The sequence below is a fragment of the Actinophytocola sp. genome, from assembly GCF_009379765.1.
Taxonomy (GTDB): Bacteria; Actinomycetota; Actinomycetes; order Mycobacteriales; family Pseudonocardiaceae; genus Actinophytocola.
On record NZ_WHTD01000017.1, the window covers coordinates 22527 to 39675 of the forward strand.

The 17149-nt window shown below is 72.4% G+C and carries 21 protein-coding genes; 11 read left to right on the top strand and 10 right to left on the bottom strand.

All coding sequences use genetic code 11. The features are described from left to right. Entirely contained in the window at positions 1 to 441 is a 441-nt protein-coding gene (locus GEV28_RS07475) for a MarR family winged helix-turn-helix transcriptional regulator (RefSeq protein WP_291409988.1), read from the top strand. A gap of 76 nt (positions 442 to 517) precedes the next feature. After that, positions 518 to 838: a hypothetical protein gene (locus GEV28_RS07480; protein WP_291409989.1), complete on the top strand. Its 321-nt coding sequence runs from the start codon at positions 518 to 520 to the stop codon at positions 836 to 838. 62 nt (positions 839 to 900) lie between these two features. Here the strand turns inward: GEV28_RS07480 and GEV28_RS07485 are convergent, their stop codons facing one another. From GEV28_RS07485 to GEV28_RS07505, 5 genes are read right to left on the bottom strand one after another with little or no spacing between them, the layout of a single operon-like run. Further along, positions 901 to 1680: an IclR family transcriptional regulator gene (locus GEV28_RS07485; RefSeq protein ID WP_291409990.1), complete on the bottom strand. Its 780-nt coding sequence runs from the start codon at positions 1678 to 1680 to the stop codon at positions 901 to 903. A gap of 19 nt (positions 1681 to 1699) precedes the next feature. Continuing rightward, a complete protein-coding gene (gene pcaG / locus GEV28_RS07490) occupies positions 1700 to 2251 on the bottom strand; it encodes a protocatechuate 3,4-dioxygenase subunit alpha (protein WP_291409991.1) in 552 nt (183 codons plus the stop codon). Continuing rightward, positions 2248 to 2958, bottom strand: coding sequence for a protocatechuate 3,4-dioxygenase subunit beta (pcaH, locus tag GEV28_RS07495; RefSeq protein WP_291409994.1), 711 nt, complete (start codon positions 2956 to 2958; stop codon positions 2248 to 2250). The genes pcaG and pcaH overlap by 4 nt, the downstream gene beginning before the upstream one ends. Beyond that, entirely contained in the window at positions 2955 to 3725 is a 771-nt protein-coding gene (locus GEV28_RS07500; protein ID WP_291409995.1) for a CoA-transferase subunit beta, read from the bottom strand. Before GEV28_RS07500 ends, pcaH begins: the two co-directional genes overlap by 4 nt. Continuing rightward, positions 3722 to 4540, bottom strand: coding sequence for a CoA transferase subunit A (locus GEV28_RS07505; protein WP_291409996.1), 819 nt, complete (start codon positions 4538 to 4540; stop codon positions 3722 to 3724). The genes GEV28_RS07500 and GEV28_RS07505 overlap by 4 nt, the downstream gene beginning before the upstream one ends. A 211-nt stretch (positions 4541 to 4751) precedes the next feature. On the opposite strand from GEV28_RS07505, the gene GEV28_RS07510 reads away from it, so the two are divergent. The 7 genes from GEV28_RS07510 to GEV28_RS07540 all read left to right on the top strand — a co-directional run bounded on the left by GEV28_RS07510 (position 4752) and on the right by GEV28_RS07540 (position 11981). Continuing rightward, a complete protein-coding gene (locus GEV28_RS07510) occupies positions 4752 to 5690 on the top strand; it encodes an ABC transporter substrate-binding protein (RefSeq protein WP_291409998.1) in 939 nt (312 codons plus the stop codon). Positions 5691 to 5713: 23 nt separating this feature from the next. Next, on the top strand, positions 5714 to 6460 hold the full coding sequence (locus GEV28_RS07515; protein ID WP_291410001.1) for an ABC transporter permease: 747 nt from the start codon (positions 5714 to 5716) through the stop codon (positions 6458 to 6460). 190 nt (positions 6461 to 6650) lie between these two features. Then, positions 6651 to 7430, top strand: coding sequence for an ABC transporter permease (locus GEV28_RS07520; RefSeq protein ID WP_291410004.1), 780 nt, complete (start codon positions 6651 to 6653; stop codon positions 7428 to 7430). Next, positions 7430 to 8221, top strand: a complete 792-nt coding sequence (locus GEV28_RS07525) for an ABC transporter ATP-binding protein (RefSeq protein WP_291410136.1) — start codon at positions 7430 to 7432, stop codon at positions 8219 to 8221. The genes GEV28_RS07520 and GEV28_RS07525 overlap by 1 nt, the downstream gene beginning before the upstream one ends. Then, positions 8218 to 9675: an aldehyde dehydrogenase family protein gene (locus GEV28_RS07530; RefSeq protein ID WP_291410006.1), complete on the top strand. Its 1458-nt coding sequence runs from the start codon at positions 8218 to 8220 to the stop codon at positions 9673 to 9675. The genes GEV28_RS07525 and GEV28_RS07530 overlap by 4 nt, the downstream gene beginning before the upstream one ends. Continuing rightward, a complete protein-coding gene (locus GEV28_RS07535) occupies positions 9676 to 10860 on the top strand; it encodes a 4-hydroxybenzoate 3-monooxygenase (protein WP_291410007.1) in 1185 nt (394 codons plus the stop codon). Further along, positions 10857 to 11981 carry a 5-methyltetrahydropteroyltriglutamate--homocysteine S-methyltransferase gene (locus GEV28_RS07540; RefSeq protein WP_291410008.1) on the top strand — a complete coding sequence of 375 codons (1125 nt, stop codon included), beginning with the start codon at positions 10857 to 10859 and terminating at the stop codon, positions 11979 to 11981. The genes GEV28_RS07535 and GEV28_RS07540 overlap by 4 nt, the downstream gene beginning before the upstream one ends. Position 11982: 1 nt before the next feature. Here GEV28_RS07540 and GEV28_RS07545 read toward each other — a convergent pair whose 3' ends face one another. Next, a complete protein-coding gene (locus tag GEV28_RS07545; RefSeq protein ID WP_291410010.1) occupies positions 11983 to 12363 on the bottom strand; it encodes a type II toxin-antitoxin system VapC family toxin in 381 nt (126 codons plus the stop codon). Between the two features lie 205 nt (positions 12364 to 12568). Between GEV28_RS07545 and GEV28_RS07550 the strand changes: the two genes are divergently transcribed. Both GEV28_RS07550 and GEV28_RS07555 read left to right on the top strand, forming a co-directional pair. Then, positions 12569 to 13150 (top strand): TetR/AcrR family transcriptional regulator, encoded by a 582-nt coding sequence (locus tag GEV28_RS07550; RefSeq protein ID WP_291410012.1) that lies wholly within the window; start codon positions 12569 to 12571, stop codon positions 13148 to 13150. Positions 13151 to 13226: 76 nt separating this feature from the next. Beyond that, the gene (locus GEV28_RS07555; protein WP_291410014.1) at positions 13227 to 14090 is read left to right on the top strand and encodes an alpha/beta fold hydrolase; all 864 of its coding nucleotides are present in this window, start codon (positions 13227 to 13229) and stop codon (positions 14088 to 14090) included. A gap of 4 nt (positions 14091 to 14094) precedes the next feature. On the opposite strand, the gene GEV28_RS07560 is transcribed toward GEV28_RS07555, so the two are convergent. Genes GEV28_RS07560 through GEV28_RS07575 form a run of 4 tightly spaced genes read right to left on the bottom strand, consistent with a single transcriptional unit; the run spans position 14095 to position 17075 of the window. Then, positions 14095 to 15201: an amidohydrolase family protein gene (locus tag GEV28_RS07560; protein ID WP_291410016.1), complete on the bottom strand. Its 1107-nt coding sequence runs from the start codon at positions 15199 to 15201 to the stop codon at positions 14095 to 14097. 4 nt (positions 15202 to 15205) lie between these two features. Then, on the bottom strand, positions 15206 to 16507 hold the full coding sequence (locus GEV28_RS07565; protein WP_291410018.1) for a glutamine synthetase: 1302 nt from the start codon (positions 16505 to 16507) through the stop codon (positions 15206 to 15208). Beyond that, complete coding sequence (locus GEV28_RS07570; protein WP_291410020.1) at positions 16504 to 16845, bottom strand: TetR-like C-terminal domain-containing protein; 342 nt, start codon at positions 16843 to 16845, stop codon at positions 16504 to 16506. Before GEV28_RS07570 ends, GEV28_RS07565 begins: the two co-directional genes overlap by 4 nt. Then, positions 16743 to 17075 carry a TetR/AcrR family transcriptional regulator gene (locus tag GEV28_RS07575; protein WP_291410022.1) on the bottom strand — a complete coding sequence of 111 codons (333 nt, stop codon included), beginning with the start codon at positions 17073 to 17075 and terminating at the stop codon, positions 16743 to 16745. The genes GEV28_RS07570 and GEV28_RS07575 overlap by 103 nt, the downstream gene beginning before the upstream one ends. Positions 17076 to 17149 lie beyond the last annotated feature (74 nt).

The following is a 17149-nucleotide window of genomic DNA, read 5'->3' on the forward strand; positions in this document are numbered from 1 at the left end:
ATGTCTCCCCCGTCGCGGTTGTCCTCGTTGCCGAGCTGGCTGCTCACCCAGCTGGCCAGGCACGCGCAGCGGCTGGTTTCCGCGGGCTTCGCGGGGGCCGGGGCGCGCGGGTACCACTACCGGCTGCTTGCGGCGCTGCGCGAGTTCGGCCCGACGAGCCAGGCCGAGCTGGGGCGGTGGTGTGCCATCGACCGCAGCGACGTCGTGGCGGCGATCAACGAGCTGGCCGCGGCGGGGTACGTGTCGCGGTCCCCCGACCCGGTGGACCGGCGGCGCAACATCGTCGAGATCACCCCGGCCGGCGAGCGGCAGGCGGCCCGGCTGGACGAGGCGGTGGACGGCGTGCAGGACGAGCTGCTGGCGCCGCTGTCGGCCGCCGAGCGCCGCCAGCTCACGGCACTGCTCGGCCGGTTGCTCGACCACCACGCGCCGCCCCACTAGGGGGCGACCCGGAATCCTCCCCCATCTATGGCGTCACCGCTGGCAGAGGGGTGGAAATCGGGGTGACCATAAGGGTATGAGTCACGAGCTGAGCAGCGCAGACCTGATGGCCATCGCGCACCTGAAGGACGATCCGACGCGCCGCTTCGAGCTGACCGCCGAGATCACGATCGTCGTCCACGACCTGGACGCGCTCAGGGCGGCGGCCCGCAAGTCCTTCGACCACGGCCGCTTCGCCAGTGAGAAGGAACGGGCCCGGGCCTGGGCCGCGATCGAGGACAACCCCACCGGCCTGATCTCCCAGGCCATCGACTTCGCCCGGCTGACCGAGGACATCCCCGGCCTACTGGGCCACACCGCCGACTGGACCGTCCGCCGCGCCACCCCCGACCCATAACCCCCGCGAGTCCAACACTCCGGAATGTTGGACTCGCGGGTTCTGGGCGTTGGACTCGCGGGTTAGCGGCGGTTGCGGGTGCCTGGGAGGTCGGCTTCCACTCGGGCGGCGGCCTTCAGCAACGGTGGCAGCAGGTCTCGGCGCATGGCTTCCAGGCTCGTGCGGCTCGCGTGCGCGGAGACGTTCAGCGCCGCCACCACCTTGCCGGTCCGGTCGCGGATCGGGACGGCCAGGGCACGCAGGCCCTCCTCGAGCTCCTGGTTCACCAGCGCCCACCCCTGGGTCCGCACCCGCGCGATCTCCCCGCGCAGCGCCGCCACCGACGACACCGTCCGGGCGGTCAGGCGCTCCAGCCGCACGGCGGACAGGTAGTCGGTGAGCTCGGGGTCGGGCAGGCCGGCCAGCAGCACCCGGCCCATCGACGTCACGTACGCCGGGAAGCGGGTGCCCACGCTGATCGACACCGTCATGATGCGGCTCACCGGGACGCGCGCGACGTACACGACATCATGACCGTCCAACACGGACACCGACGACGACTCGTTCACCTCGCCGACCAAGGCTTCGAGGTGCGGCTCCGCCACCTCCGGCAACGAGAGGCTCGACAGGTACGCGTACCCGAGCTCCAGCACCTTCGCGGTCAGCGAGAAGAACCGGCCGTCCGACCGCACGTAACCCAGCTCCGCCAGCGTCAGCAGGAACCGCCGCGCGACGGCGCGGGTCACGCCGGTCACCGCGGCGACCTCGCTCAGCGTCAGCTCCGGGTGCTCGTGGTCGAACGCGCGGATCACCGCCAGCCCACGTTCCAGCGACTGCACGAAATCGGACCCACGTCCGGCCATGACACACCCCGACCAAGAACTAGATGCTGAAGAAGACTGTCTCACGCTCGCCCTGGAGCCGAATGTCGAACGCGTACCCGTCATCGGTGAGCCTCGCCACCAGCGTGCTGCGCCCCGGCTCCGGCACCGTGGCCAGCACCGGATCGTCCACATTGGACGGCTCGTCCGGCAGGTACACCCGGGTCACCACGCGGTCCAGCAGACCGCGGGCGAACACCGACAGGTCGATGTGCGGCGCCTGCAGCCGGCCGTCCGCGCCGGGCACCCGACCGGGCTTGACCGTCCGGACCCCCCACCGGCCGCCGTCGTCGGTGAGGGAGCGGCCAAAACCGCGGAAGCCCGGCACCGGGCCGCGGGGGTCGTCCGGGTGGTCGAACCGGCCGTCGGGCGAGGCCTGCCAGCTCTCGATCAACGCGTCCGGCACGGGCTCGCCTGCGCCGTCGAAAACCATGCCGCGCAACCAGAAGGCGCCCGGGGCGCCCTCGGCGACCACATCCGGACCGTCCAACCAGGTCAGTGCGTGCGAGAAGAACGGGCCCAGGGTCTGCGAAGGGGTCAACCCGTAGCTCACTGCGACTCCATCGGCGTCTGGTCCCGGCCACGCAGGACGATGTCGAACTTGTACGCCAGCGCCCATTCCGGCACCGTCTCGGACAGGTCGAACGACGAGATCATCCGTCCCCGGGCCGCCGCGGGAACCGCGTTGTAGATCGGGTCCTGGTAGAACAGCGGGTCGCCCGGGAAGTACATCTGGGTCACCAGGCGCTGCACGAACGCCCGGCCGAACAGGGAGAAGTGGATGTGCTGCGCGCGCCAGGCGTTCTCGTGGTTGCGCCACGGGTACGCGCCGGGCTTGAGCGTGACGAACCGGAAGTGCCCGGTCGAGTCGGTCATGCAGCGCCCGACGCCGGTGAAGTTCGGGTCTAGCGGCGCCGGGTGTTGGTCGCGCGAGTGCGAGTAGCGGCCGGCCGAGTTGGCCTGCCACAGCTCCACGAGCGTGTCCGGCACCGCGCGGCCGTCGCTGTCGAGCACCCGGCCGTGCACGATGATGCGCTCGCCGAGCGGCTCGCCCTCGTGCTGCCTGGTCAGGTCGTGGTCGGTCGGCAGCACCCGCCCCTCCCCCAACGCCGGGCCGGTGATCTCGGTCAGCGTATGCGGCAGCGGCACGGGCTCCTGGCTCGGCGCACGCAGCACGGTCGAGCCGTACCCCGGCGAGGCGAGCGGCGGGTGTGTCCCGCCGGGGTCGCGCCGGTAGCCGGGCACCACCAGATCCGTCATGATGGACTCCCCTCCACGAGCCGGCGCAGCACCGCCAGCTCCTCGTCGGTCGGCGGCTCGGTCACCGCCACCTCGTCGGCCACCTTGAGGCCCCAACCGGTCGCGGCGAGGACATCGGCCACCGCCACCCCAGGATGTACCCGGGTCAGCGTGAGCTCACGCGTGACCGGGTCGGGTTCGAGCACCGCGATGTCGGTGACCACCCGCACCGGCCCCTTGCCGCGCAGGCCGAGCCGCTCCCGCGAGCCGTGGCCGTCGCCGTAGCCGACCGAGGTGATGAAGTCGACCCGGTCCACGAACGTCCGCAGGCTCTGCCGGACCATGATGAACACCTCGCGGCAGGACGCCGCGATCTCCGGAGCGCCACCGGAACCCGGCAGCCGCACCCGCGGGTGCTTGTAGTCGCCGCCGATCACCGTCGTGTTCAGGTTGCCGAAGCGGTCCAGCTGCGCGGCGGAGAGGAACCCGACGCCGATCCGGCCGGGCTGCAGCCAGTAGTTGAACACCTCCGGCACGCTCACCACGGCGTCCGCGGTCAGCGCCAGCTCACCGTCCCCGATGGACAGTGGCAGCACGGACGGCTTGGCGCCGATCGCGCCGGACTCGTAGACCAGCACCAGGTCCGGCGCGTGCACCCGGCGGGCCAGGTTGGCCGCGGTGCTCGGCAGCCCGATGCCGACGAAGCACGACGTGTGGCCGGCGAGCGCCCGCGCGGCCTCTACCGACATCATCTCCTCGGCGGTCCATGTGATGGCGCGGTCCGTCATGCCGACTCCGCGGTCTCGTAGATGGTGTCGGCGAGCCAGGCGTTGAACGTCTCCCGGTCCCGGCTCACCTCGTCCCACGCGCGGTAGGCGTCGTTGTCGCGCTCGTAGTAGTCCTGTGCGTAGGACGGCCGCGCGCCGCCCGGCACCTCGGCCACCGCGGACACCACCCAGGTCGGCAGCACCACCGCGTCCGGCCGCGGCTCCAGCTCCTCGACGATCTCCTCGACGGTCACGAGCGACCGCGTCGACGCGAGCACCGCCTCCTTCTGCACCCCCGCGAGGCCCCACAGCTGCACGTTGCCGCGCCGGTCGGCGCGCTGCGCGTGGATCACCGCGACGTCCGGCCGGATCGCCGGCACCGCGGCGAGCTCCTCACCGGTGAACGGGCAGATGACGGTCCTGATCGTGTCGGTGTGCTCGGCGAGGTCGGTGCCCTGGTAGCCACGCAGCACCGCGAACGGCAGGTCGGAGGCGCCGGCCACGTACCGGTTCGCCATGCCCGCGTGACTGTGCTCGTCCAGCTCAAGCGGCGCTGGCCAGCCGTTCTCCACCGCGTCCCGGAAGCGGTGCAACGAGCCGACGCCGGGGTTGCCGCCCCACGCGAACACCAGCCGGCGCGCGCAGCCGGCCCCGATCAACTGGTCGTAGACGATGTCCGGGGTCATCCGGACCAGCGTGAGGTTGCGTCTCCGCTGGCGGATGATCTCCTGCCCCGCCCGCACCGGAATGAGGTGGGTGAAGCCTTCCAGCGCCACCGTGTCCCCGTCCCGCACCAGCTCGGCGATCCCGTCGGCCAGTCCCACCACCTCGGCCACGAGCGGGCCTCCCGTGTTGTACGCATAACGAACGACTGTTCTCTTGTCGCACAATAGGTAACCACGTCGTCGCACGTCAATGTATTGACGGTCGGGTGGCGTACCTCTACGTTCTCCCTGAGAACGAGCGTGCGATCTCCGAACAATGCCGTTTCAATCCTCTTCCCGGGTGGATGGAGTCCCGCCGATGCGCCGACACCTCGCTGTTCTCTTGGCGACAACACTGCTCCTCACGGCCGCGTGCGGCTCGGACGACGGCGGGGGCGAAGCCTCCGGTGACTCCGGCCAGCCGGACAAGGTCACCGTCGGGGTGATCCCCATCCTGGACGTCGCGCCGATCTACCTCGGCGTGGAGAAGGGCTTCTTCGAGAAGCGCAACATCGACATCACGCTCGAACAGGCCGAGGGCGGCGCGGCGATCGTGCCGGCGGTGGTCGCGGGCCAGTACCAGTTCGGCTTCAGCAACATGATCTCGTTGCTGCTGGCGCACTCCCAGGGCCTGCCGCTCAAGGTGGTGTCCAACGGGGTCAACTCCACCGGGGTGGAGGACGAGGACTTCGCCGCGCTGATGGTCAAGGGCGACAGTCCCATCGAGAGCCCGGCCGACCTCGAGGGCAAGACGGTCGCGGCGAACACGCTGAAGAACATCGTGGACACCAGCGTCCGCGCGTCGGTGCGCAAGGCGGGCGCCGACCCGGCCAAGGTGAAGTTCGCCGCGCTGCCGTTCCCCGACCAGCCGGGCGCGCTCGCGTCCGGCCGGGTCGACGCGGTGTTCGTGGTCGAGCCGTTCCAGCAGGCGGTGCTGGCCGAAGGTGGCCGCAAGATCGCCTCCAGCTACGTCGACGCGGCGCCGAACCTCACCGTGGCCGCGTACTTCGCCTCGCAGCAGCTGATCGGTGACAACCCGGACCTGGTCAAGCGGTTCGGCGAGGCCATGCAGGAGGCACTGTCCTATGCGGACTCCCACCCGGAGGAGGCGCGGGAGATCATCGGCAGCTACACCGACATCGCGCCCGACGTGATCGCCAAGGTCACGCTGCCGAAGTGGCCCGCCGACGTGAACAAGGAGTCCGTGCAGACGCTGGCCGACCTGGCGCTCGAGGACGGCCTGCTGTCCGAGGCGGCGGATGTGGACGCACTGCTGTCGTGAGAGGGTCGAGGGTCTTTCTGGGTGTGGCGGGGCTGGTCGGCTTCGGCCTCCTGCTGGAGGTGGTGCCGCGGATCGGGCTCGTGTCCGAGCGGTACGCCCCGCCCACCAGCCGGATCCTCGCCACGCTCGCCGAGCAGGCGGCGGAACAACAGTTCTGGCTCGCCGTGTGGGACACGGTCCGCACGTGGCTCTTGGGTCTGGCCATCGCGGTGGCACTCGGGGTGGTCGTCGGTGTTCTCGTCGGCACCATCCCGATCCTGCGTGCGGCGACGTCGTCCACCATCGAGTTCCTGCGGCCGATCCCGTCGGTGGCGCTGATCCCGCTCGTGGTGGTGCTGTACGGCTCGACGATCACCTCGACGCTCGTGCTGGTCGTCTACGCCGCGTTCTGGCAGGTGCTCATCCAGGTGCTGCACGGGGTCGCCGACATCGACCCGGTCGCCCGCGACACCGCCCGCTCCTACCGGCTCGGCCGCTGGGACCAGGTGCGCTACCTGGTCTGGCCGACCGCGCTCCCCTACGTCGTGACGGGTGTCCGGCTGGCCGCGACGGTGGCGTTGATCCTCGCGATCACCGGCGAGCTGGTCATCGGCTCGCCGGGCCTCGGCCAGGAGATCGCCACGGCCCGGTCGAGCGGCGCGGTGCCGGCGATGTACGCCCTGATCGTGGTGACCGGCGTGTTCGGCGTGGCGGCGAACCTCCTGACCCGCGCGGCCGAACGGCGCGCGCTGCACTGGCACCCGGCGATGCGGGTGGAGGTGCCGGCATGACCACACCAAACCCGCGAGTCCAACGTTCCCGACCCGCGTGTCCAACGCTCGGGACCCCTGAGTTCGCCGTTCGCGACCCGAGGCCGGCGCACGAAACGTTGGACTCGCGGGTTCTGAGCGTTGGACTCGCGGGTTCTGAGCGTTGGACTCGCGGGTTCCGAGTGTTGGACTCGCGGGTGGGGGTGGGCTCGTGACCGCCGGGGTGCTCAGGCGGGTCGGGCTCGCGCTCGGGCTGCCGATCGTGCTCGTCGTCGCGTGGTGGTTCACCAGTGCCAGCTCCACCGACTTCTACTTCCCGCCGCTGAGGAAGATCCTCGAGGTCTTCCCGGACACCTGGTTCGGCGCGCGCATGTACGACGACGTGCTGCCCAGCCTCGGCCGGCTCGGGGTCGGGTACGCCGCCGCGCTCGTGCTCGGCATCGGCATCGGCATGGCGATCGGGTCGAGCCGGTGGCTGCGCGCGCTCGTCGAGCCGCTGCTGGAGTTCCTCCGCGCGATCCCGCCGCCCGTGCTGGTCCCGATCCTGGTGCTCATCGCCGGCATCGGGAACACGATGAAGATCCTCGTCATCATCTCGGGCTGCCTCTGGCCGGTCCTGCTCAACGCCGTCGAGGGCGTGCGTGCGGTCGACGAGGTCCTCGCCGACACGTGTCGCTCCTACCGGATCCGCGGCCGGCTGCGCTGGTGGCACCTGGTGCTGCGCTCGGCGAGCCCGCAGATCGTCGCCGGCGCGCGGCAGGCGCTGTCGGTCGGGATCATCCTCATGGTCATCAGCGAGATGTTCGCCGCGAGCAGCGGTATCGGCTTCACCGTCATCCAGTTCAAGGACGGCTTCCAGATCCCCCAGATGTGGAGCGGCGTGATCCTGCTCGGCCTGCTGGGTGTGCTGCTGTCGGTGCTGTTCCGGATCGCCGAGCACCAGGTGCTCGGCTGGTACCACGGCAGCCGGGCCCAACAGAAGGAGCGATGATGCTCGCCGTCAAGGAGCTCCACAAGGTCTACGGAGGCGGCCCGGGCGGTCGCGGCCGCCGGGTCGAGGCCATCGGCGAGGTCAGCTTCGCCGTCGAGGAGGGCAGCTTCGTCTGCGTCGTCGGCCCGTCGGGCTGCGGCAAGACCACCTTGCTGCGCTGCATCGCGGGCCTGCTGCCGCCGACGAGCGGCGAGGTCGAGGTCGACGGCGCCCGCGTCACCGGCCCGCCGGACGGGCTCGCCGTGGTGTTCCAGGAGTACGGCCGCAGCCTCTTCCCGTGGCTGCGGGTCGCGGACAACGTCGAGCTGCCGCTGCGGGCCGCCGGCACGGCCAAGGACAAGCGACGGCGGATGGTCGACGAGGCGCTGCACGCGGTCGGGCTCGGCGACGCGCACCAGGCGTACCCGTGGCAGCTGTCCGGCGGCATGCAGCAGCGGGTCGCGATCGCCCGCGCGGTCGCCTACCAGCCGCGGGTGCTGCTGATGGACGAGCCGTTCGCCGCGGTCGACGCGCAGACCCGGGCCGACCTCGAGGACCTGATCCGCTCGGTGCACCAGCAGCTGGGCATCACGATGCTGTTCGTCACCCACGACATCGACGAGGCGGTGTACCTCGGCGAGCGGGTGATCATGCTGTCCTCCTCGCCGACCCACGTGGCCGAGGACCTCGTCATCGACCTGCCGGCCGAGCGCGACCAGCTCACCACCCGCGGCGACGCCCGGTTCACCGAGCTGCGCGGCCGGGTGTACGCCCAGATCCAGAAGGCCAAGCAGGAAGGGAAGACGCGATGACGGCCGTACTCGACCCCGGCACCTTCGCCGGCAGTGTCTACAGTGGAGGGTGGGTCGCCGCGCACGGCGGTGCCGCCCCCATCGTCGAGCCGGCCACCGGCGCCGAGCTCGGCAGCACCGGCGTCGCCGACGCCGAGGACGTCACCGCGGCCTGCGCCGCGGCCGCCGCCGCGCAGCGCGACTGGGCCGCGGCGAGCTTCGCCGACCGCGCCGCCGTGCTGCGCCGCGCCGGCGCGCTGATCGAGGAGCACGCCGACGAGCTGCGCGGCTGGGTCACCCGGGAGACCGGCGCGGTCGCCGGCCTCGCCGGGTTCGCGGTCGGCGTCGCCGCGCAGGAGTGCTACGAGGCCGCCGCGCTCGCGTCCCGGCCGCCGGGCGAGATCCTGCCCACCGCCGAGCCGCGACTGTCGCTGCTGCGCCGGGTCCCGGTCGGCGTCGTCGGCGTGATCTCGCCGTTCAACGTGCCGCTGATCCTGTCGATCCGCTCGGTCGCGCCCGCGCTCGCACTCGGCAACGCGGTGGTGCTCAAGCCCGACCTGCGCACGCCGGTGAGCGGCGGGTTCGCGATCGCCGGCGTGCTCGCCGAGGCGGGCCTGCCCGACGGCGTGCTGCACGTGCTGCCCGGCGGCGCCGAGGCCGGCATCGCGCTCGTGGCCGACCCTCGGGTGCGGGTCGTGTCGTTCACCGGGTCCAGCCGGACCGGCCGCGCGGTCGCCGAACTGGCCGCCCGCCACCTCAAGCGGGTGCACCTGGAGCTCGGCGGCAACTCGGCGCTGGTCGTGCTGGACGACGCGGACATCGACCGCGCGGTGTCCGCCGCCGCCTGGGGCTCCTACCTGCACCAGGGCCAGATCTGCATGACCGTCGGCCGGCACCTGGTGCACGAGAGCGTCGCCGACTCCTATGTGGAGGCGCTGTCCGCGCACGCCAACGCGCTGCCGGTCGGCGACCCCACCGGCGAGGTCGCGCTCGGCCCGCTGATCGACGCCGGCCAGCGGGACAAGGTGCACTCGCTCGTGACGTCCACTGTGGACGCCGGAGCCCGGCTCGCGGCCGGCGGCAGCTACGACGGCCTGTTCTACCGGCCGACCGTGCTCGACGGCGTGCGCACCGACATGCCGGCCTACGCCAACGAGGTGTTCGGCCCGGTCGCGCCGATCGTCCGGTTCGCCGACGCCGAGGAGGCGGTGCGGCTCGCGGCGGAGAGCGAGTACGGCCTGTCGCTCTCGATCCTCACCGGCGACGCGATGCGCGGCCTCGCGCTCGCCGAGCGGATCCCGACCGGCATCGTGCACATCAACGACCAGACCGTGAACGACGAGGCCGTCGCGCCCTTCGGCGGCGTGCTGGACTCCGGCACCGGCGCCCGGTTCGGCGGCTCGGCGAACCTCGACGCGTTCACCGACTCGCGCTGGATCACCATGCGCGGCCAGATCCCGGAATACCCTTTCTAGATGCCCCGCACCCAGGTAGCGATCCTCGGCGCCGGTCCGGCCGGCCTGCTGCTCGCCCACCTGCTGCACCTGCGCGGCATCGACTCGGTCGTGCTGGAGCGGCACACCCGCCCCTACGTCGAGGCGCGGATCAGGGCCGGCGTGCTCGAGCAGGGCAGCGTCGACCTGCTGACGAAGGTGGGCCTGGCCGACCGGCTGCACCGGGAGCGCCTGGTGCACCACGGGCTGGAGCTGCTGTTCGACGGCGTAGGCCACCACCTGCCGCTCACCGAGCTGGCCGGCCGGGAGCTGACGATCTACGGTCAGCACGAGCTGGTGAAGGACCTCGTGGCGGCGCGGCTGGAGACCGGGCGACCGCTGCTGTTCGACACGCCCGCGGTCGGCATCGACGGCCTGGACACCGACTCGCCCGTGGTCCGCTACGTCCACAACGGACAGACGGTGGAGCTGCACTGCGACGTCGTCGCGGGCTGCGACGGCTTCCACGGGGCGAGCCGGCCGGCGGCTCGCGGGCTCACGACCTACGAGCACGTGTACCCGTACGCGTGGCTCGGCGTGCTGGCCGAGGTCGCCCCGTCGTCCGAGGAGCTGATCTACGCCTCGCACGACCGAGGGTTCGCGCTGCACAGCATGCGCTCCCCCACCCTCACCCGGCTCTACCTGCAGGTGGCGCCGGACGAGCAGGTGTCGGCGTGGCCGGACGAGCGGGTCTGGTCGGAGCTGGCCACCCGGCTCGACCGCACGACCGGCTTCGCGCTGACCGAGGGCCCGATCGTCGACAAGGCCGTCGCCGCGCTGCGCAGCTTCGTGGTCGAGCCGATGCGCTACCGGCGGCTGTTCCTCGCGGGCGACGCCGCGCACATCGTGCCGGCCACCGGTGCGAAGGGGCTGAACCTGGCGGTCGTGGACGTGGCGGTGCTGGCGTCCGCGCTGGGCCGCTGGTTCGCCGACGGCGACCCCGCCGGTCTCGAGTCCTATTCGGACACATGTCTGTCGCGGGTGTGGCGGGTACAGCACTTCTCGTGGTGGATGACCTCGATGCTGCACCGCGCGCCGGACGCGGACCCGTTCACCCGCCGGCTGCAGCTGTCCCAGCTGCGCTACCTGACCAGCTCGGCCGCCGCCGCGACGTCCTTCGCGGAGAACTACGTCGGCCTGCCGTTCCCGGATTGGAGCTTTCAATGACACTCAACACCGTGCCCCCGTTCCGCGCCGACCACGTCGGCAGCCTGCTTCGGCCGGCGGCGTTGCTGCGGGCGCGCGAGGACCGTTCGGCCGGCCGGATCTCCCCCGAGGAGCTGCGCGCGGCCGAGGACGACGCGATCCGGTCCGTGGTGGCGATGCAGGCCGAGGTCGGCCTGAGGACGGCGACCGACGGCGAGTTCCGGCGGACGTCCTGGCACATGGACTTCATCTACCAGCTCGGCGGCATCGGCCAGTCCGACGAGTCGATCAAGGTCCGGTTCCAGAACGCCGACGGGCTGATCGAGTTCAGCACCGCGGCCTTGCACGTGGACTCGCCGGTTCGGCTGCAGAAGACGATCTTCGCCGACGACTTCACCTTCCTCCGCGAGGTGGCCGGCGACGCGGTGACGCCGAAGCTGACCATCCCGTCGCCGAGCATGGTCCACTACCGGGGCGGCCCGGCGGCGCTGGACCCGGCGGTGTACCCGGACGAGGACCAGTTCTGGGCGGACCTGTCCGAGGCCTACGCGCGGCAGGTCGCCGCGGTGGCCCAGCTCGGCTGCCGCTACCTGCAGCTGGACGACACGAGCCTGGCCTACCTCAACGACCCGAACCAGCGCGCGGAGCTCACCGCCCGCGGCGACGACGCCGAGCACCAGCACCTGCGCTACATCAAGCAGATCAACACCGCGCTGGCCGGCCGCCCGGACGGGCTGCGGGTGACGACGCACATGTGCCGCGGCAACTTCAAGTCCTCGTGGGCGGCCGAGGGCGGCTACGACTTCGTGGCGGAGGCGCTGTTCTCCGAGCTCGCGGTGGACGGCTTCTTCCTGGAGTACGACGACCCGCGCTCGGGCTCGTTCGCCCCGCTGCGCTTCGTGCCGCCGGGCAAGCAGGTGGTGCTGGGCCTGGTCACGACGAAGCGCGGCGCCCTCGAGTCGAAGGACGACATCAAGCGCCGCATCGACGAGGCCGCGAAGTACGTCCCGCTGGAGCAGCTGTGCCTGTCCCCGCAGTGCGGCTTCTCCTCCACTGTGGACGGGAACGCGCTCAGCTACGACGAGCAGGTCGCGAAGCTGTCGCTGATCGTCGAGATCGCCGCCGAGGTGTGGGGCGACTGACTCACACCGGGACGACCTCGACCAGATCGGTCACGCCGACGAGATCGCTCGCGTTGCGGGTGTAGAGCCGCGCGCCGTGCGCGTGGGCGGTCGCGGCGACCAGCAGATCCATCGTGCGTGCGCGCGGTCGTCGACCCGCTTCGGCGACCGCCGCCGCGAGCTGCCCGTAGCTCACGGCGACGGCATCGTCCACGGGAAGCGCGTCGAAGTGCTGCAGAAGAGCGCTGAGCCTGCGCAAGCGGTTGGCCCTCGCCTTGGCATCCGTGGCAACGAGCACACCGAGGTGGAGCTCGGCCACGGTGGCCGCGCTGATCGCCAGCTCCCCCGCGAGCAGCGGGATGTCGGTGGCGATCACGACGCTGGTGTCCAACACCGCCTTCATTCTTCGTCTCAGGGGTCGCGCAAGCTCTGGTCGATCTGGTCACGGTCACGTTCCCAGTCCGGATCGGGATCGCCCTGGAAGACGGCCGCGATGTCGGCATGGCTCCGCCACGTCCGCGGCTTGATCGGCACAAGGCGCGCGCTCAGCCTTGGGCATCGCGGGTAAATGTGCAAGCAGAACCGAACGGTCGTGCTAACCTGGCCGCATGAGCAAGGGGGAGGCCACCCGCGAGACCATTCTCGACGCTGCCAGCACGCTCGCCGGCACCGTCGGGCTGGGCGGCATGACCATCGGCACCCTCGCGGCCAGCACGCGGCTGTCCAAGAGCGGGCTCTACGCCCACTTCAGGTCCAAGGAGTCGCTGCAGGTCCAGGTGCTCGAGCACACTCGGGCCCGGTTCGTGGCCGAGGTCGTCGCGCCCGCGCTCACCGTGGCCCGTGGGGAGCCGCGGGTGCGCGCCATGTTCGAGAACTGGCTCGCGTGGGACGCCCAGCCCGGCGGCTGCCTGTTCGTCGCGGCGTCCAGCGAGCTCGACGACCAGCCCGGACCCGTGCGCGACCGGCTCGTTCGCGACCAGCGCGACTGGCTCGACACCCTCGCCGCGGTGTTCCGCACCGGCCTCGCCGAGGGGCACTTCCAGGCCGACGCCGACCCCGAGCAGTTCGCCTTCGACCTCGACGGCGTCATGCTCTCCTGCCACATGAGCAACCGGCTGCTCGGCGACCACACGGCCGAGGGCCGCGCCCGGCGAGCGTTCGAAGCGCTCCTGGCCACCGCCAGGGCCTGACATCCGCACACCCATGGGAAAGGCAGATATGTCGACGCAAAAAAGCACGATCGTTCGTTTCAAGGAAACGGCGAAAATGACCGCCGTCCGCACCGCGTTCGGCACGCTCGAGCGGCTCGCCCCGGGTCTCGGTGGCCGCTGGGCCGAACGGCTGTGGCTGACCGTCCCGCCCTACCGGGGAAGACGCGCGGACGTCATCCCACCGGGCGAGCCGTTCACCGTCACCGTCGACGGCCGGCGGGTGGCCGGGCGCACCTGGGGCAGCGGACCGGTCGTCTACCTGGTGCACGGCTGGGGCGGGCAGAGCGCGCAGCTGCGCGCCTTCCTCGACCCGCTGCTCGCCGCGGGCCACCGGGTGGTCACGTTCGACGCGCTGAGCCACGGCGACTCCGACCCGGGCGCCCTCGGCCCGCGCCGGACGACGGTCACCGAGATGGCCGCGGCGTTGGAAGCCGTCGCCGAGAAGCACGGCCCCGCGCACGCGATCATCGCCCACTCGCTCGGCGGCAACGCGGTGTTCTTCGCCCTGCGGCGCGGGCTGCGCGCCGGCCGGCTCGTGTTCCTCGCCCCCATGACCCAGCCGATGCCCTACACCGCGATCTTCGCCGCCACGCTCGGGTTCGACCACCGGGTCCGCGCCCGCATGCTCGAGCGGGTCGCCCGGCGCGCCGGCGTCCCGTGGTCGGCGTTCGACATTCCCAGCCAGGTCCCCGACATCGCGCCGCCACCGCTGCTGACCGTGCACGACCCGAACGACCGGGAGACCCGGTACGCGGACAGCGTCGCCCTCGCCAAGGCATGGCCGGACGCGGAGCTGGTGACCGTGCAGGACCTGGGGCACTGGCGGTTGCTGCGCGACCCGGCCACGGTCGCGCGGGCGGTCGGCTTCGTGACGGCGGGCAACGCGGGCACGACCGGCGGCCGGGCGGCGGCCGGCTGACGGCTCACCCGAGCCGCGGGTGCAGGCGGGCGGCGTTCCCCGCCCCGACGCCGAAGGCGAGCCGCTCGGCGGTGCCGATGTCGACCATGTCGTCGGCGAGCCACGAGTCGAGCAGCCGACCGAAGTGGTGCCGCCACAGCACGGCGCCGAGGTGGTGGAGCTCGGGCAGGACGCTCCCGTCCGAGGAGTAGAGCACCGAGTCGAACGGCGCGAGCTCGAGCGCCTCGGCGAGCACGTCGTCCGCCCGCACCCCGACGAACGGCAGCGTGAGTCCTATGTCGACGGACACGTGGTCGAACACGTGCGCCAGGTAGGCGGCGTTGCGGTGGAACGGCCAGCAGTGCAGCAGCACCACCGCGACGCCGCTGTCCCGGGTGGCCCGCAGGAAGTCGGTCAGCAGCAGCGGGTCGACCTCACGCAGGTGCAGGTCGTCGTCGCCGAAGCCGGTGTGGAACTGCAGCGGCAGCCCCAGCTCGGCCCCGATCCGGGTGGCCTCGTGCACGACCCACGCGTGCAGCACCGGGTCGTTCAGGCGGGTGCCGCCGGAGCGCAGCCAGCCCTCGGCGGCCGCGGCGGCGTCGCGGTCCGGCGGGCACTCGCCGGGAACGTCGAGCCCGGACCGGTAGGCCACGACGGTCTTGAGCGCGACCGCGCCCGCGGCCCGCTCCCGGAGTCCCTCCCGGAACCCGTCGAGGAGCCCGGCGGGCGACTCCACCCGGGACGCAAGCGTTTCCGCCACCTGCTCGATACGCACCACCTCGTGCCCGGCGCCGCACACCTCCCCCGGCCCGAGCCCGGGCGACGGCGCGTGCCCGGTGTCGACGAGCCAGTGCTCGACCCCGGCCGCGCGCAGCAGCCGCTGGGTCGCCTCCCACCAGCCGAGCTCGGCGCGGCGCTCCAGGTAGTCCTCCGGCGACGCGTGCGCCGGCAGGTCGAGCACCGGCGCGCACCACCGCCGCACGGCAAGGCCCAGCGACGAGTGCCACCGGTCCCGGGTGCCGGCGGTGGCCGCCTCGGTGAGCCCCCCGGCGAACTCCGCCGGCTCGGGGTCCCGGGCCAGCACCGCGTGGCAGTGCTGGTCGATCAACGGCACGTCGTCCGTCACCGTCACGGGGTCACCAGCGCCAGCGGACGGCGGCCGACAGGCGGTGGGCGTCGAGCTCGGTGCAGCGCTTCGACTCCTCGCGGCGGACGGTCAGGATCGCGTCGTGCAGCTCCGGGCCCAGGGCCTCGGCGAGCACGGTCGACGCGGCCAAGGCGTCCGCCGCGTCGGGGGCGGAGGCCGGCAGGCGGGTGATGCCGGCGGCGGTGCGGTCGGCGTCGGAAAGCAGGGCCGGGTCGCCGGTCACCGGGGCCGGCAGCCGCAGCTCCGCAGCCACCCCGGCCAGGCCCGCCGCCACCACGCAGCCCACCAGCAGGTACGGGTTCGCGGTCGCGTCGAAGCACTTCAGCTCCGCGTTCGCCGACTCCTCGGTACCGGAGATCATCCGCAGCGCGGTCTCCCGGGTCTCCTCGCCCCAGCACCGCCAGATGCCCGCCCACCGGGACGGCTGCAGCCGCAGGAAGCTCGCCGGATGCCCGGCCCCGACCGCCACCAGCGCCGGCAGCTCCCGCAGCACCCCGGCGAGGAACGCGTCGCCCGCGGGGCGCATGCCGGCCAGCAGGTTCCCCGACGCGTCGTGCACGGACAGGTGCAGGTGACCACCCGACCCGGCGCCGTCCGGGTCGACGCTCGGCGCGAACGTCGCCCGCCAGCCGTGCGCGAGGCTGCGCGATCGCACGGTGTGCCGGACCAGCACGGCGTCGTCGGCGGCCGCCACCGGATCGCGGGGCGCCACCGACACCTCCAGCTGCGCCTGCGCGTACTCCGGGTGGAACTGCTGCACCGCGAGCCCCTGCGCGGACAGGTCGCCGACCAGCTCCGCGGCGTAGCCGGCCACCTGCTCCAGCCGGATCTGCCCGTACGCCGGCCCGGTGAACGCCGGGACGAACCCGTCGGCGTCCGCGCGGCCGAGGATCCACTCGTGCTCGAACGCCATCCGCAGCGCCAGCCCCCGCTCGGCGGCCGCCGCGACCTGCCGGGCCGCGAACGCGCGCTGGCACGCGACGAACGGCGCGCCCGCCTTCGTCATCTTGTTGGCCGGTGCCCACGCCCAGCCCGGCAGCGCGGACAACGCGACCGCCCGCGCCAGGTCCGGCACCAGCCGCAGGTCGCCGTCCGGCCCGCCGAGGTACTCGCCGGCGACCATGACGTCGTCGGAGCCGAACGCCTCGAAGCACGGCGACGCGCCGACGCCGGTCACGGCCACCGCGTCGAGCCGGTCCAGCGGCACGGTCTTCACCCGGGTGATGCCGGCGTTGTCCACGAACGACAGCTCCACCATCGTCACGCCGGCCGCGCGCAGCTCGTCGATCATCCGCCCACCCTTTCGCCCAGGTGTGCCAGCAGGTCGTCGACGAGCTGCTCCGGGCTCGCGTTCCCCTTGCCGCCCTCGGCCAGGTGCCCGGCGGCGGCCAGGTCCGCGGCGCCGTGCGCGGTCGCGCGCAGCAGCGACGCCAGCCGCACCGGGTCGCCGGCCGGCAGCGCACCGGCGGCCTGGGTGGCGGCCACGAGGTCGACGAGTGCGGTCTGCGCCGCGTGCGCCGCCTTGGTCAGCTCGTCGGACTCGACGTTCCACGGGCCGAACACCAGCCGGAACCGGGCCGGGCGCTCGAGCGCCCAGGCGATGTAGTGGTGCAGGACCGCCCGCAGCACCGCCTCCGGTGAGCGTTTGCGCCGGACGGTCGCGGCGATCTCGACGGCCCGGCGCGCCAGCTCCGCCGCCGCACCGCGGCCAGCAGCAGCTCCTTGCTGGCGAAGTGCTTGTACGGGGCGTTGTGCGACACGCCGACCTGCCGGCCCACCTCGCGCAGCGTCACCGCCGCCACCCCGCCCTCGTCGAGCAGCGCGGTGGCCGCGTCGACCAGCGACTCCCGGGTTCCCATCGCGCCATCGTAACCGTGGTTGACACTGTCAACCTGAGGCGTTAGGTTGACAGTGTCAACCAATGAGAGGAGTG

Excerpts from the sequence above, each read along its gene's own strand:
- GEV28_RS07475 (WP_291409988.1), top strand. The coding sequence starts at position 1 with ATGTCTCCCCCGTCGCGGTTGTCCTCGTTGCCGAGCTGGCTGCTCACC.
- GEV28_RS07480 (WP_291409989.1), top strand. The coding sequence starts at position 518 with ATGAGTCACGAGCTGAGCAGCGCAGACCTGATGGCCATCGCGCACCTG.
- GEV28_RS07485 (WP_291409990.1), bottom strand. The coding sequence starts at position 1,680 with ATGGCCGGACGTGGGTCCGATTTCGTGCAGTCGCTGGAACGTGGGCTG.
- pcaH (WP_291409994.1), bottom strand. The coding sequence starts at position 2,958 with ATGACGGATCTGGTGGTGCCCGGCTACCGGCGCGACCCCGGCGGGACA.
- GEV28_RS07500 (WP_291409995.1), bottom strand. The coding sequence starts at position 3,725 with ATGACGGACCGCGCCATCACATGGACCGCCGAGGAGATGATGTCGGTA.
- GEV28_RS07525 (WP_291410136.1), top strand. The coding sequence starts at position 7,430 with ATGCTCGCCGTCAAGGAGCTCCACAAGGTCTACGGAGGCGGCCCGGGC.
- GEV28_RS07530 (WP_291410006.1), top strand. The coding sequence starts at position 8,218 with ATGACGGCCGTACTCGACCCCGGCACCTTCGCCGGCAGTGTCTACAGT.
- GEV28_RS07535 (WP_291410007.1), top strand. The coding sequence starts at position 9,676 with ATGCCCCGCACCCAGGTAGCGATCCTCGGCGCCGGTCCGGCCGGCCTG.
- GEV28_RS07540 (WP_291410008.1), top strand. The coding sequence starts at position 10,857 with ATGACACTCAACACCGTGCCCCCGTTCCGCGCCGACCACGTCGGCAGC.
- GEV28_RS07545 (WP_291410010.1), bottom strand. The coding sequence starts at position 12,363 with ATGAAGGCGGTGTTGGACACCAGCGTCGTGATCGCCACCGACATCCCG.
- GEV28_RS07550 (WP_291410012.1), top strand. The coding sequence starts at position 12,569 with ATGAGCAAGGGGGAGGCCACCCGCGAGACCATTCTCGACGCTGCCAGC.
- GEV28_RS07555 (WP_291410014.1), top strand. The coding sequence starts at position 13,227 with ATGACCGCCGTCCGCACCGCGTTCGGCACGCTCGAGCGGCTCGCCCCG.
- GEV28_RS07565 (WP_291410018.1), bottom strand. The coding sequence starts at position 16,507 with ATGATCGACGAGCTGCGCGCGGCCGGCGTGACGATGGTGGAGCTGTCG.
- GEV28_RS07575 (WP_291410022.1), bottom strand. The coding sequence starts at position 17,075 with ATGGGAACCCGGGAGTCGCTGGTCGACGCGGCCACCGCGCTGCTCGAC.